This window comes from Acinetobacter sp. UBA801, from assembly GCA_002296655.1.
Lineage (GTDB): Bacteria > Pseudomonadota > Gammaproteobacteria > Pseudomonadales > Moraxellaceae > Acinetobacter.
The window spans coordinates 1-15,314 of sequence record DBIN01000005.1 but is presented as its reverse complement, the minus strand read 5'-3'; the positions used below and the strand labels follow the sequence as shown (position 1 = coordinate 15,314).

The 15,314-nt window shown below is 40.2% G+C and carries 10 protein-coding genes and 1 tRNA gene; 5 read left to right on the top strand and 6 right to left on the bottom strand.

Annotation, left to right across the window (positions count from 1 at the left end):
- Positions 1 to 88: 88 nt before the first annotated feature.
- Entirely contained in the window at positions 89 to 1,636 is a 1,548-nt protein-coding gene (locus B2W49_RS00435) for a hypothetical protein (protein ID WP_291333458.1), read from the top strand.
- A gap of 117 nt (positions 1,637 to 1,753) precedes the next feature.
- Here B2W49_RS00435 and B2W49_RS00430 read toward each other — a convergent pair whose 3' ends face one another.
- A complete protein-coding gene (locus B2W49_RS00430) occupies positions 1,754 to 3,370 on the bottom strand; it encodes an inorganic phosphate transporter (protein WP_291333456.1) in 1,617 nt (538 codons plus the stop codon).
- A gap of 551 nt (positions 3,371 to 3,921) precedes the next feature.
- On the opposite strand from B2W49_RS00430, the gene metH reads away from it, so the two are divergent.
- Positions 3,922 to 7,611, top strand: coding sequence for a methionine synthase (metH, locus tag B2W49_RS00425; protein ID WP_291333454.1), 3,690 nt, complete (start codon positions 3,922 to 3,924; stop codon positions 7,609 to 7,611).
- Positions 7,612 to 7,958: 347 nt separating this feature from the next.
- Here the strand turns inward: metH and B2W49_RS00420 are convergent, their stop codons facing one another.
- The 3 genes from B2W49_RS00420 to greB all read right to left on the bottom strand — a co-directional run bounded on the left by B2W49_RS00420 (position 7,959) and on the right by greB (position 10,192).
- Complete coding sequence (locus tag B2W49_RS00420) at positions 7,959 to 8,372, bottom strand: hypothetical protein (RefSeq protein ID WP_010588857.1); 414 nt, start codon at positions 8,370 to 8,372, stop codon at positions 7,959 to 7,961.
- A 1,146-nt stretch (positions 8,373 to 9,518) separates the two neighbouring features.
- Positions 9,519 to 9,608, bottom strand: a tRNA-Ser gene (locus B2W49_RS00415).
- Between the two features lie 86 nt (positions 9,609 to 9,694).
- Positions 9,695 to 10,192, bottom strand: a complete 498-nt coding sequence (gene greB, locus B2W49_RS00410) for a transcription elongation factor GreB (RefSeq protein ID WP_291333449.1) — start codon at positions 10,190 to 10,192, stop codon at positions 9,695 to 9,697.
- 361 nt (positions 10,193 to 10,553) lie between these two features.
- Between greB and B2W49_RS00405 the strand changes: the two genes are divergently transcribed.
- Positions 10,554 to 11,669, top strand: coding sequence for a transglycosylase SLT domain-containing protein (locus B2W49_RS00405; RefSeq protein ID WP_291333447.1), 1,116 nt, complete (start codon positions 10,554 to 10,556; stop codon positions 11,667 to 11,669).
- A 133-nt stretch (positions 11,670 to 11,802) separates the two neighbouring features.
- On the opposite strand, the gene B2W49_RS00400 is transcribed toward B2W49_RS00405, so the two are convergent.
- A complete protein-coding gene (locus B2W49_RS00400) occupies positions 11,803 to 12,186 on the bottom strand; it encodes an SCP2 sterol-binding domain-containing protein (RefSeq protein ID WP_004972111.1) in 384 nt (127 codons plus the stop codon).
- A gap of 236 nt (positions 12,187 to 12,422) precedes the next feature.
- Positions 12,423 to 13,343, bottom strand: coding sequence for a tRNA 2-thiocytidine(32) synthetase TtcA (gene ttcA, locus B2W49_RS00395; RefSeq protein WP_291333438.1), 921 nt, complete (start codon positions 13,341 to 13,343; stop codon positions 12,423 to 12,425).
- 499 nt (positions 13,344 to 13,842) lie between these two features.
- Here ttcA and B2W49_RS00390 point away from each other — a divergent pair, with 499 nt between their 5' ends.
- Positions 13,843 to 14,730 carry a lytic transglycosylase domain-containing protein gene (locus B2W49_RS00390; protein WP_414630565.1) on the top strand — a complete coding sequence of 296 codons (888 nt, stop codon included), beginning with the start codon at positions 13,843 to 13,845 and terminating at the stop codon, positions 14,728 to 14,730.
- Between the two features lie 121 nt (positions 14,731 to 14,851).
- A partial coding sequence (locus B2W49_RS00385) for a M48 family metalloprotease (RefSeq protein WP_291333436.1) occupies positions 14,852 to 15,314 on the top strand: 463 nt, incomplete at its 3' end.

The following is a 15,314-nucleotide window of genomic DNA, read 5'->3' as shown; positions in this document are numbered from 1 at the left end:
TGGTAGTTTTTGCTAGCCCATATCGCAACTTGGCATAGATAATGTATACATCTGTATATTAATTTCAATTTAGTTTGCGAGTTTTTGCATGTCCACTTCTTTCGATGGCTTACAGTTCCCAATTCATCCAGAAAAACATAAACCCAGCACCTCAAGCACAGGCAAACAAATTATTGCCGAAGCCTTAGCCACTGTCGATCATCAAAGCTCAGTTGATGCTTTGGCAGAAAAAAACTGGCGAAAGCACTATCCAAAATACTTTAAAGCCCTGGTGATCAATGGAATTCGTAAACAAGCTAACGCAATTCAAATTGCAGAAGATGGTTTAAGAAAAGCACATCAAAGTTTTGAGTTTTATCGTCATGAGCAAAAATATGTGCTGAAAGATGTCATGCACTTGCCTACTGAAACGTTATATACCTTTAAATTACAAGGCAGCAGCCAATCAGCACCTGAATGGTATGTGCCGTATCACGGGCAAAAGTTACAAGGTCAAGCTTTACTAGATCAAATTGCAATTTGGCTGGCAGCAGGCATTATTGAACCAAGTCATGCCGAAGCGTTAAATGCAGCAGTAGCGCATCCCGAATGGTTTGATTTGTCTGAGCGTAATATGGTGCTATTTGGTGCAGCGTCAGAAGCTGGTCCACTCACATGGTTAGCCAAATGGAAAGCCAATATTATTGCAGTCGATTTACCAAATAGCCGTGTATGGAATAAAATACTAAGTACTGTGCAACAAGGCAATGCCACCTTATACGCACCAAGTACAACACAACTCGCGGCAGATACTCCATTTGACGTTTTAACAGAACAATTGGGTGCAAATCTGCTGACGCAAACCCCAGAAATTGCGCAATGGTTAGCTCAAAAAACTGAAACGCTAGATTTAGCAGCCATTGCTTATTTGGATGGTGAAAAACACGTGCGTGTTGCTATGGCAATGGATGCCATTATGCAATATGTCAGCGAACACAAAGCTGACAGCAGCCTAATGTTTATGTGCACTCCAACCGATGTTTATGCTGTTCCTGAAGAAGTGATCAGCGCATCTGCGGAGAAATTTCAGCAGCGCTCTCAAGGGCAAAAGCTGCTCACCAAAAGTATTGAAACCATTTCACGCAGTCATTTCTTCCAAAAGAATCTGCACAATTTGATTGCTTCAGACAATGGTCAACATTATGGTATTGCCGACTGTTTGGTGGTGGAACAAGGGCCAAACTATGCTTTGGCAAAACGTATCCAGCAATGGCGTGCAATTTTAGCCCGTCATCAAGGACAGCGTGTCAGCATCAATATTGCACCTTCAACCACCACACACTCCGTGACCAAAAATCCATTGCTCAAGGCTGCATTTAGCGGCGCAAGTTTGTTTGATGTTGAAGCGTTTAGCCCTGAAACCACCAATGCGATTATGGCTGCGTTATGGATTCATGACCTACGCAATCCAGACTCGGCAGCCAATCCCGAAGTGAAACTTGATCATCCGCTCGAATTGATGATGGAAGGTGCGAACCACGGTGGATTATGGCGCGTGGCGTATTTGGCACGAACTGCCTTGCCTTTTGCTGCACTCTATGGCTTTGCTGCAGAGAAATTGCCGCTCGACAAACTCATTGCTAAGTTTAAAAAGTAAGGGCGAAATCTCACTTTAAAACTTGTCTGCAAATGTTGCACTTATTCATCACTAGGTACAAAAAAAACGCTGTATTATCACAGCGCTTTTTCAACCACTCAAAAAGTTTTGAATGGATTAAAACACTTTTAAGAACAACCAGAACAAGCTACCCGATAAACAAATTGTTGCAGGTAGTGTGAAAATCCATGCAGAAAGAATGGTGCGAACCATCTGGAAATTTAGACCAGATTTATTTGCCACCATCGTACCTGCCACCGCACTGTTCAGTACATGTGTAGTCGAAACTGGCATCCCCAAACCATCTGCAGCAGCAATAGTTGACATTGCCACAAGCTCGGCAGACATACCCTGACCATAAGTCATGTGCTGCTTACCAATACGCTCGCCAACGGTCACCACAATACGTTTCCAGCCGACCATTGTACCCAAGCCTAGTGCTAAGGCAACGGCTACTTTGACCCAAGTTGGAATGTATTGTAAAAACGAATCTAAATGACTGCGGTAGCTTTTAACCACTTTTTTCTGTTCTTCCGACATTTCAGGCAAGGCATTAGCTTTGTCCAAACGCTTGAACGAAGTCGTACTTAAATACATATCGTTACGCATTTCTGCCACTTCAGCTTCAGGCACATCTTTCAAGTTGCCGTATTGACCCACACGCTCACCCAAATGGTCAGTTAAACTTGCCAAAGCAGGCACTACTTCAGGAGTAATTTCTTTCGTCTGAATATAGCTAGTAATAATCTGACGTGCTTTTTCATCTGGCATATCGACATGTTGTGCATAAATCACATCAGCCGTTTGTGTAGAAAGCTGCTGGAACGATTGGATGTGATTTTGGTCTAACTCTTTATTTAATGAGTACGCCAACGGCACAATCCCGATCAAAATCAACATGATTAAACCCATGCCCTTTTGACCATCGTTTGAACCATGCGCAAAACTTACCCCAGTACAGGTAAAAATTAGAATGGCACGAATCAGAGGTGGTGGCGGCTTATTACCTTCAGGCGGTTGGAACAACTCTACTTGTTTCTTGAAGATTTTTTTCACCAAGAGGAACAAAATCGCGGCAAAAGCAAAACCAATCAGTGGCGAGAACAATAAAGCCTTACCTACTTTCATGACTTGTTCCATATCTACACCACTTGCGCCCGCACCTGAGTTAAGCAAGTAGTTCATAATGCCCACACCTAAAATCGAACCGATTAAAGTGTGCGAACTTGAAGCAGGAATACCGAAGAACCACGTTCCCAAGTTCCAGACAATTGCGGCAATCAACATGGCAAAAACCATGGCAAAACCTGCGCCTGAACCAACATTCATAATCAGTTCGACTGGAAGTAAGGCAATAATACCGTAGGCAACTGCGCCACTGGCGACCATCACCCCAAGAAAGTTACAGAATCCGGCCCACATTACTGCCACAGGTGCAGACAAGGCATTGGTATAAATGACCGTTGCCACAGCGTTGGCTGTGTCGTGGAAACCATTCACAAATTCAAAGCCTAAGGCAATGAATAAAGCAGTAGCTAATAAAATCACCGAGTACATGCTCAGTGCAGGTACGTGGGACAAGTCCGCAGATAATTGGAAACCAATATAAATAAGGGTAGAAACGATGATCGTTAAAAACACCGGCATAAAAAATTTCGGTGTAGGCACATGAACATTGGTCGATTTAGTAGTCGACTTGTGTGCTGAATCTACAGGAGTTGGATTAGAATTCATGCAAGCAGAAAAGAGGATTTAAAATCCCCTTATTGTTCAATTAAATTGTGACAATTATATGACAAAGAGCTGCTATATAAAGCAACTTACATACTTTATTTTCACACTTTAAGCTGTGTTTTATGTGCATAAAAATAAAATAAATATTTAAATTTAAACACTTAGAATAAAAAAACCTACTTTCGTGATGTCATTCTCTTAAATTTAGATTATTACACGGTTGTCATATTTGTCTAAAACTTCAGACAAATTTCAGAATGAGCCAATTTTGCCTCAGCAATATGACAAAGCGATGACGCATTAAAGTAAAATTAAAATTTGAATACACACCATCACGCCTTTTATTCAGGATTAAAAGGCGAATTCAAACATGAGGTGCGACAGTTTCAAAAGACTTATGATTATCAACAAGCTGAGCAAAATCCTAAAAATACCGCTTTATGCACTATTTTTACGACTTACACTAGCTCTAGTTCGCTTCAAGTGCACGAAAGCCTTGCGAACTCTGTTAAAATAGCGCTCATTTCGGATTCAGTCATAAAGGGTTTTTTATGTCCACGCTTACCACGCTGAAAGCGCTTCTTGCCCAAAGAATTTTAATTATCGATGGTGCCATGGGTACTATGATTCAACGCCATCAATTGGAAGAAGCCGATTATCGTGGTGAACGTTTTGCAGATTGGGCACATGACCTCAAAGGCAATAACGATTTATTGGTACTGACTCAACCGAAAATTATTCAAGACATTCACGAAGCCTATTTAGATGCGGGCGCAGACATTATCGAAACCAATAGCTTTAACGGCACGCGCGTTTCCATGTCTGACTATCACATGGAAGATTTGGTTCCCGAAATTAACCGTGAAGCAGCCCGTTTAGCTAAAGCTGCCTGTGAAAAATATTCAACGCCAGACAAACCTCGTTTTGTGGCAGGTGTACTTGGGCCTACATCACGTACTTGTTCAATTTCACCAAATGTAAACGACCCTGCATTTCGTAACATTACATTTGACGCACTCAAAGAAAACTATATTGAAGCTGCGCATGCCTTAATTGAAGGTGGTGCAGATATCCTGCTCATTGAAACTGTATTTGACACCTTAAACTGTAAAGCCGCGATTTTTGCGGTGAAAGAAGTGTTTAAACAGCTCGGGCGTGAATTGCCGTTAATGATTTCAGGTACCATTACCGATGCTTCAGGACGTACTTTAACGGGTCAAACTGCAGAAGCATTCTGGAACTCGGTACGTCATGGCGATTTACTTTCTATTGGTTTTAACTGTGCCTTGGGTGCAGATGCCATGCGTCCACACGTCAAAACCGTTTCAGATGTTGCAGATGTATTCGTTTCTGCACACCCGAACGCAGGCTTACCCAACGCATTTGGTGGCTATGATGAAACGCCTGAAGAAACTGCAGCTTTCCTCAAAGAGTTTGCTGAAAGTGGCTTGATCAATATTACAGGCGGTTGTTGTGGTACAACGCCTGACCACATTCGCGCGATTTACAATGCAGTAAAAGACATTCCACCACGAAAAATTCCAGAAATTAAACCTGCTTGTCGTTTAAGTGGTTTAGAACCATTTAACATTCATGATGATTCTTTATTTGTAAACGTAGGCGAGCGTACCAACGTTACAGGTTCTAAAAAATTTCTGCGTTTAATTCGTGAAGAAAACTTTGCAGAAGCCTTAGATGTTGCACGTCAACAGGTAGAAAGCGGTGCGCAAATCATCGACATCAACATGGATGAAGGCATGCTCGATTCAGAAGGTGCAATGGTGCACTTTTTGAACTTGGTAGCCTCTGAGCCTGATATTTCTCGCGTACCCATCATGATTGACTCTTCTAAGTGGGAAATCATTGAAGCAGGCTTGAAATGCGTACAAGGTAAAGCCATCGTCAACTCTATTTCCCTAAAAGAAGGCTATGACGAGTTTGTCGAAAAAGCGCGTCTATGCCGTCAGTATGGCGCTGCGGTGATTGTGATGGCCTTTGATGAAAATGGTCAGGCCGATACTGCCGCACGTAAAAAAGAAATCTGTAAACGTTCTTATGATGTGCTGGTCAACGATGTTGGTTTCCCTGCTGAAGACATTATTTTTGATCCGAACGTGTTTGCGGTTGCAACCGGTATTGAAGAACACAACAACTATGCGGTGGATTTCATTGAAGCGACTGGCTGGATTAAACAAAATCTGCCACATGCCATGATTTCTGGCGGTATTTCTAACGTGTCGTTCTCCTTCCGTGGTAATGAGCCAGTGCGTGAAGCGATTCATGCCGTGTTCCTGTACTATGCGATTAAACAAGGCCTGACCATGGGTATTGTCAACGCAGGTCAGCTAGCCATTTACGATGATATTGACCCAGAACTGAAAGATGCAGTTGAAAACGTGATTCTGAACCAGAATCAGGGTGCCAGCGGTCAAGATGCTACGGAAAAACTACTAGAAGTAGCAGAAAAATACCGTGGTCAGTCAGGTACACAAAAAGCCGAAGAAAACTTGGAATGGCGCAACGAATCTGTTGAAAAGCGTCTTGAATACGCTTTAGTGAAAGGTATCACCACCTTTATTAATGAAGACACCGAAGAAGCACGCCTAAAAGCCAAACGTCCATTAGATGTGATTGAAGGCCCGTTAATGGATGGCATGAACGTGGTCGGTGACTTGTTTGGTGCAGGTAAAATGTTCCTGCCACAAGTGGTGAAATCTGCGCGTGTAATGAAACAAGCCGTTGCGTGGCTCAACCCTTACATCGAAGCTGAAAAAACCGAAGGTCAGTCTAAAGGTAAAGTCTTGATGGCAACGGTGAAAGGCGATGTACACGACATTGGTAAAAACATTGTTGGCGTGGTCTTGGGCTGTAATGGTTATGATATTGTCGATTTGGGCGTGATGGTACCTGCAGAGAAAATCCTGCAAACGGCTATTGATGAAAAAGTCGATATTATTGGCTTGTCTGGCTTAATTACTCCGTCTTTAGACGAAATGGTTTTTGTTGCCAAAGAAATGCAGCGTAAAGGCTTTAACATTCCATTGTTGATTGGTGGCGCTACCACATCTAAAGCACACACTGCGGTTAAAATTGATCCACAGTTCTCAAATGATGCCGTCATTTACGTTGCCGATGCTTCGCGTGCTGTTGGTGTTGCGACAACCTTACTCTCCCCTGAAATGAAACCTGCTTTTGTTGCAGAGCATCGTGCAGAATACGCTAAAATTCGTGAACGTATTGCCAACAAGCAACCTAAAGCCGCGAAATTGTCGTATGCAGAAGCCATCGACAATGGTTTAAAAATTGATTGGGACAACTACACGCCTGCAGTACCAAAATTAATTGGTACACAAGTGCTGACCAATTACCCACTTGAAACCTTATTGCCATACTTTGACTGGACACCATTTTTTATTTCTTGGAGTTTAGCGGGCAAATTCCCAAAAATTCTGGAAGATGAAGTGGTGGGTGAAGCTGCAGCTGACTTATACAACCAAGCGCAAGCCATGCTCAAAGATATTATTGCAAATAATCGCTTTGATGCACGTGCAGTATTTGGGATTTACCCTGCCAACCGTTCTGCGGCAGATTCAGTACAAGTATATGATGCAACACGTGATCAAGTAACGCACACCTTCCATCATATTCGTCAACAGTCAGACAAAGTAACAGGCAAACCAAACTTGTCTTTGGCAGACTTTATTGCAACTGCAGAGCAAGGGCAAGATTACTTGGGCGGCTTTACCGTGTCGATTTTTGGTGCGGAAGAAATGGCCAATGAGTTTAAAGCCAAGGGCGATGATTATTCTGCCATTTTGGTGCAATCTTTGGGTGATCGTTTTGCAGAAGCGTTTGCAGAGCATTTGCATGAGCGTATTCGTAAAGAATTCTGGGGCTATCAGCCGAATGAGCAACTAAGCAATGAAGAACTGATTAAAGAGAAATATGTGGGGATTCGTCCTGCACCAGGCTACCCTGCTTGCCCTGAACACTCTGAAAAAGCCACACTGTTCAACTGGTTAGGTTCAACTGAAAAGATTGGCACACAACTTACGAGCAGCTTTGCGATGTGGCCACCTTCATCCGTGAGCGGATTCTACTATGCTAACCCTGCTTCTGAGTACTTTAACGCAGGTAAAATCTCTTTAGATCAGCTTGAAGATTACGCACAGCGTAAAGGCTGGAGTTTAGATGAAGCGAAGCGTTGGTTAGCTCCAAACTTGGATGATTCGATTAATTAAGTGCTTTATGCCGCATGGGTAGTTCATTTGCCGATGCGCTATACATAATGTCATTTCAAAAGCCAGTGAATTGTAAAATTCACTGGCTTTTGTTTTTATGGGCAGTTCATCACTTAGTCTGAATTTTTTGAGTGATTAGATTGCTAGAGGTATTTTCTCGCCTTTACACAATGTGAAAGACTTTTCGATAAAGTCGAAACCCATAGAAAGAACAACGCAACTACTATTTAATTCGTAGCCGTTTTCCACCTATTTTGTCTTATGATGATTGGGAAGCTATTTCTGTACCACATCAACAACAATTAGTTGACGATACTAGGAATTAAAAGTTTATCTTTCTTTTGTTTTTAAAAAATACATGCATCATCATACTGATCCACCCAATTTTTTAGTAATAAGATTGCTTTTGTTTCCTGAGGATAATTAACCTCTGCCAATATATTACCATCTCTAGGAAGTAAGATTTCAAAACCAGACTCCATTTCTAAAAGAGGTAAATCTAAATGTTGAATAAATTTCAAGAAAAAATTAAATCCTGAATCAATATTTTCTGCCCTGCTAATCCTGTCTAAGTTAGAACCAATTGTTTGAGATATTTTTGCGAAATAATTTATATCTGAGTGAATAATTAGATTTGCTTTATCTTTAACTAATTTTCTTGCGTCTATGATAATACTTTTACAACTTAAACCACATGAACTTAATATCCTATCAATTTCTTGAATTACTTCTTGTTTATTTTCAAATTTTTTCTTTTCCATTAGCTGTAACAAAACATAGAATAAAATTGGTCTTTCTAAAAACTTAAGACCATTAGACCTCTTGCGAAAGTATAGTTTTATCTAATTTTTGAATTGGCTAAAACCTTATAAAATATAGCTTTTGACTGCTTNNTTGACTAACGCAAGAAGTCTATTTTTTAATGAAGCATTGAAATAAATATAATCATTTAACTGTTCTGTCGTAAACCCTTCTGAGGGCTTAAATAATTTATCTACAACATTACTATCATTAAATAAATCAAAATGTTTTTCTGTAAAGTTCAAACAGATATCTAGTAACACTCTAGCTATATCAAAAAGATCATCTAAATTTTCAATTCTAAAATGGTTTGCTATTAGATGAAAACAAGTTGAATATTCTGTTAAATAAATATTATAGATATAATCTAAACTATTTTGTTTGAACCTAGTCGCTAAAAAATTTCTTTGCGTTTCATCATCTTTAAGTAAACCAACGATATTCCTCATTGAATTAATATATTCATCAATTGTTGCTGAGCATTCAAGCAAACTCACCATAGAGAAAGGATGTCTAGCTAAAGATTCACCTTGAGCATTAAAATAACGTGCAAATAAAATTGGTCTGTCTGATACATTACCATATGAATCAAAAACTTTACCAATAGAAGGTATTAAGTCCCATTTTTTACTATCATCATCTTGCCAAAGTTGGTTGTAATAAGAAGGATATCTAATTTTTTTTAGTTCATTTGCAAACTTTTTAATTTTATGAAAATGATATTCATCACCATTTTCCTGCTTAAATCTTTGTCTAAGTGCTTGGTCTAAATTATAAAAATACTCTATCCCATAAGTAGTATGGGTCATATCATAATAATGTCTATACTCATGAATAGCTGTAGAATAGGTCGTTAGCGACTCTTCAAAAGCCGCTAAGTCTTCTTTATTTCTCAACCCCATTAAGAAGCTTCTATCCTTAGCTTTTAAGGAAACTGTATAAGTTATAAAACCGAAGCTACCCAAGGCATCTGAGTCCTCAAGAATATAATTTTCATTTAATGCCATTTACCCCTCCTAATTATCTTTATTGCTTACTACAGGCTTACGTTGCATAAACCCCAAAAACAACAAAGCCCCGATATTCGGGGCTAAGTCATTGATATTTGGCGGAAGCGGTGAGATTCGAACTCACGGAGGACTCACACCCTCGTCGGTTTTCAAGACCGGTGCATTAAACCGCTCTGCCACGCTTCCAATGGCGGCTATCATATAAAGAAAAATTCAGCTTGGCAAATATTTTCTAAAAATTATCATCCAAATGTTCAAAATAAAATCAAAAATCAGTCATTTTCTGCAATTTCAGGCTTTTCATAGCGTATCGAATTAATAAACCAGCTCTTTTTACCCAGCGGTGTCTGCACTTCCACCTCATCATCCACCTGTTTAGACAGCAAAGCCCGCGCCATAGGAGATTCAATTGAAATATGCTGCGGGTGATGATCATAAATTTCATCCACGCCCACAATTCTCAAGGTCTTTTGCTCGCCTTGTTCATTTTCAATTTCGACCCATGCGCCAAAATATACTTTGCCCTCTTGTTCAGGTGCAAAATCAACAATGCGCAATTCTTCCAAACGCTTGCCCAAATAACGCACCCGACGGTCAATTTTACGCAAAAGCTGTTTGTTATATTGGTAATCGGCATTTTCTGAACGATCGCCTAGGCTTGCCGCCCAGTTTACTTTTTTGGTGATTTCAGGGCGTTCTTCGTGCCACAAATGCTTTAACTCAGCCACGAGTTTATCGTGTCCAGAACGTGTAATTAAGTTAGATTTCATGGTGTTTTTGCAGCCATTTTTTTACATTTGGTTAACATCAATCGTATATTTTATTGCATTTTTATACACAATAAAAATTTATAAAATTTATTCCCCAATGAAATTAATATCTTATGTTGTATTTTTAAAAAAATTTATGTTCAAAATTTGACATCCAAAATTTTCATCTTTATTATTCGCACATCTTTTATTTTTGATCACTTTTTAACCCGTGTAGAAATTTTACACATTTCCCCTTTAATCCCAAGTCATTTTGAATGACGTCATGACTGCCCAACCCTTATTGAATTTATCAAACTTGAAAAAGTTTAAGGTGTTACCTTTGCTTTTTAGGGCATAAATTACTTGTAGCGGAGCCAACATGCACAGTAGTTCAACGTCTGGGTCTAGGCTTAGCCTTCACTCATTTTTTAATCACCTCCCATTCAAAGCCCTCGCTTTCAGTACTGCTCTTCTCCCATTTCACAGTATTAACGCAGGCAAAGCCGTTCACCAATTTGACAGCGTCGTCAATCAGAACAAATTGACGGTTGTGTCTGTGGTAAATCCAACCACAGTGTTTAAAGATGGACAACATTTACATGGCTTTGGTTATGACCTAGTGCGTAACTATGCCGACAGCATGAATGTGAAACTCGAATTTAAAACGGTAAGCGACAATGCGACCGCATTAAAATGGGTGTCTTCTGGTAAAGCGAACTTTGCCATGACCACGTCGAGTATCCAAAGTATTGAAAAGCAGCAACTCACGGCATTTTCAGCCAGTTGTGGCGATTTAAATACTTTAAAGCGTAATGGTTTAAATAGTGAGTTGAACTGGGTGTTTAAACACGCAGATGATCCGCTTAGCCAAACCGCAAGCAACTTTGTTTGTCATGGCAAGCAAAATGGCGCAATTAGCCAATTGGCTTCATTTTATAATCGTAATGTAGTCAAGCAAGAATCGTGGGATGTGATCCAGCGTGATTTGCGTAATCGTTTACCTTTATATAAGGCCAACTTTAAAAAGACTGCCACGCAGTACGATTTAGATTGGCATCTTTTGGCGGCCATTGGTTATCAGGAATCTTACCTTAAGCCAAACTCGGTTTCGCCAACAGGTGTGCGCGGTATTATGATGCTGACCAATAACACAGCCAAAGCAATGGGTGTAAGTAACCGTACCGATCCTGCTCAAAGTATTCAGGGTGGTGCCAAGTATTATGACCAAATGCTAAACCGCTATGATCATATTCCGTTCCCTGATCGTAATTGGTACGCACTAGTGGCTTATAACATGGGCCCAGGCGCAGTCAGTCAGATTCAGAAGCGAATTCGTGCGCAAGGTAAAAACCCAAATAACTGGGTGAACTTATATGCTTATTTAGATCGTAACAAAGCCAGCAATGGTCGTTATCGTCAAGCGGTGCAATACGTGACCCGTATTCGTGCTTATTTAGAGCATATTAAGACCACACCACAATTGGTTAACATCTAAGTCGCTTAAATCACATATTTGATTTTGTAGCTTCTTAATTATAGCCCAAATAAAAAAGCCTAGTTGATACGTCAGCCAGGCTTTTTTTATCTGTAGCGGCAATAAATACCCACTACAGCAGAAATGACTTTAATTAAGCAGATTGCTCAAGAATCTTCTTAAATAAGTCCTTTTGTTCTTGGCTTGGTTTTGCAGTTTGTAATGCCATTAATTGTGACATATCGCCCTGTACTTTAATTTTACCAGTCATAAATGCTTGCATAGCAGCCGCCATGTCAAATTCTAAGAATACTTTGCGTAAGGTTTCCGCATCCATATTTAATGTTGTTTTCGCGTTGTCCGCCAAACCTTTTTGGATTTTACCGCCATCTAAAGACAACTCAGTGTTACCTGCAGCATCAGTCACCACTAAGTTAATTGCCAGATTTGCCAATGCAGGAGGTAAATTTAAATCACCAGCTTGAGCCGTTAAGTTTTCTACAGTCGCAAACCAATCATCAGTTAAAAAAGCAGGCATGATTTTTCCTCAATATATTTGTGCATGTGTGTTGTCTATCCAGACACCATCATTATTAAGCTATTTTGCTTGCTGATTGTTATAGCATGATAACCAGAATAAAGGCTAAGAAATTTTGTACGGGACGTTCAGTTTTTGTATATTTAATACTTTATCAAATAAATCAATAGCATAAAAAAACACCAAGCCGAAGCTTGGGGTTCATGTTGAATCTAGGATTGACGCACAATTTAAACTTAGTCTGCAGCGTAGCCTAAATTGACCATATTGATGCGCTTGTTCTGCTCAGCAGCATTTTGTTCAGCCTGATCTGCAAAATCAAATACACGCTGGCTATCTAAAGCTTCAAAGTCAAATAATTCTCGGTCTGCCAATTGTGATGGCGATACATTCTGCAAAGCACCAAAAATACTGTGTAAACGCTTAGGATGGGCTTTATCCCACTCACGCAGCATGACGTTAATAATCGCACGCTGTAAGTTTTCCTGTGAACCACACAAGTTACACGGAATAATTGGGAATTTGCGCATTTCTGCATATTTGATGATGTCTTTTTCTTCCACATAAGCCAGTGGACGAATCAACATATTTTTCTTGTCTGAAGAAAGTAGCTTCGGCGGCATCGCCTTTAAACTGCCCCCATGGAACAAGTTCAAGAAAAAAGTCGCCAAAATATCATCACGGTGATGCCCAAGCGCCACTTTGGTTGCACCAATTTCCTGTGCAAAGCCATAGAGCGAACCACGGCGCAAACGTGAACATACCGCACAATAGGTTTTTCCTTCAGGGGTTAAACGCTTGGTGATGCTATAGGTGTCTTTTTCCAAAATATAATACGGAATGTTATTTTCTTCTAAATAACGCGGTAATACATCTTCAGGGAAACCAGGCTGCTTTTGGTCTAAGTTGACTGCCACCACATCAAAATTGATTGGCGCAATACGTTTAAACTGCAACATAATGTCCAGCAAGGTATAACTGTCTTTCCCGCCAGAAATACACACCATGACTTTATCGCCATCTTCAATCATATTGAAGTCACGAATCGCATGCCCGACTTGGCGACGCAGCTTTTTCAACAAACGATAATACGCAGAGCTGGTTGGGAGTTCTGGCTTGAAATTAAATCCTTGATCGGACTCAACGGGTGAGAACATAGACGAGATTAACCCATGAAAAAAATTACCGCGCAATTTTAGCCGATTCAGACCAATCCCGCATCAAAAGAATGTAATTTCATCGCAATCAAAATTTTTGTCATCGGGCTGTATTGAACCGCATGTTATTTTGAACCTTCGCGTTCAGTTTTTCGGCAAGATGCTTATCTTTTGGACTTTTCCACAGTTTTCCACAAATCCTGTGGATAACTTTGTGGATTTAAAACAACTTGACAACGCCTCTTCCCGATATTCTAAGGCTTCTCTTTAAATTGATCATTTTTTGATCGTTTTTATTTTAAATAAAAATCAACGGCTTAGGTGTGTCAAGTTAAGCCAATTAAAAAAAAATAAATATTTTTTTGATTACTCTGTCAGCAATTGAGCTTGATTTTTTTCAACACTACTGTAAATGAATTTGTACAAAGCCTTTTCATCTGTGAGATTTTTGTTAAACTCCTCATAACTGTTTGGGAACAGCTTTTAGTGTATTCACAGCATGAATAATAAAATTAATGCCTTTTTACTGTATATTTTGGGGACTGCTAGCATCATGCCTTTGGCAACGTCAACGCACGCAGGTCAAATTTATATGTATAAGGACAGCAATGGCAGTACCTTGCTGACCAACCGCAAAAGTGCAGATCGTTCACTGACTAAAGTAAAAGTCACCTATTATCCAGACAGTAATATCCACAGTTATCGCAATTGGGGCAATTCCGAAGCATCGGTATTGCCAAGTTATAGCCGTAATAAAAATGCCTTTGACCACATTATTCAGCAGGCAGCACAGCAGCACGGTGTTTCAGAAGGTCTGATTAAAGCGGTGATGCATACTGAATCGGGTTTTAATGTCAACGCCCGTTCACCTGTCGGTGCACAAGGTTTAATGCAACTCATGCCTGCGACAGCACGGCGTTTTAATGTCAGCAATGCTTATGACCCGCATGAAAACATTATGGCGGGTGCAAAATATTTAGCTTGGTTACTCAAACGCTTTAATGGCAACACCACTTTAGCTTTGGCAGGTTATAATGCAGGCGAAGGTAATGTCACAAAATACGGCGGCGTACCACCTTTTCGTGAAACACAAGACTATGTACGGCGTGTGACCAGTCGTTTTAACAACCTGTATGCTAGCGGTGTCAATGCAAGTTCTAGCAACAGCGCAATTACGGCAAATAACAATAGCAATACTCAGAGCCAAAATGCACAAGTGATTGCGCAGTCAGAGAATTACACCGCCAGTAATCATCAAGTGGCGACAAACAAACGCCCACAACGTCAAATTATTATGGCCGCCGATGGTCGCTTTACCGATGCCCCAACGGGCTCTTATGCCACGGGCAATGCCACAGCTTCGGCACGTATTTTCATTTCAGAATAAAGTCGATATTTTTGGTACAGTTTTATTATTTTTTCTTGAATTTTTAATACATACACCGCATATTTATGGCATGGTTTATTAATAAATCAGATTACATTTTTAATATAAGAGGATTTACTCAATGATGCGGATTGGTTTGTTCTTGCTAACCAACCTCGCGGTACTGGTTGTAGCTGGCATAATTTTGTCACTCTTCGGTGTCGGTAGTTACCATGGCGCGGGTGGCTTAAACCTAGGCAACCTGTTGGTCATCTGTTTTGTCTTTGGTATGGTTGGCTCTTTAATTTCACTATTCATGTCTAAATGGATGGCGAAAAAAACAACTGGAACTGAATTAATTGACCCAAATGCCCCTCGTAACCAAGCTGAAGCGTGGTTATTAAATGAAGTTGCACAATTGTCGCAACGTGCTGGTATCAAAATGCCAGAAGTGGGTATTTTCCCTTCTTACCAATCGAATGCTTTTGCAACAGGTTGGAATAAAAACGATGCTTTAGTGGCTGTATCTACAGGGCTACTTGAGCGTATGAACAAAGATGAATTACGTGCAGTTTTGGCACACGAAATTGGGCACGTTGCCAATG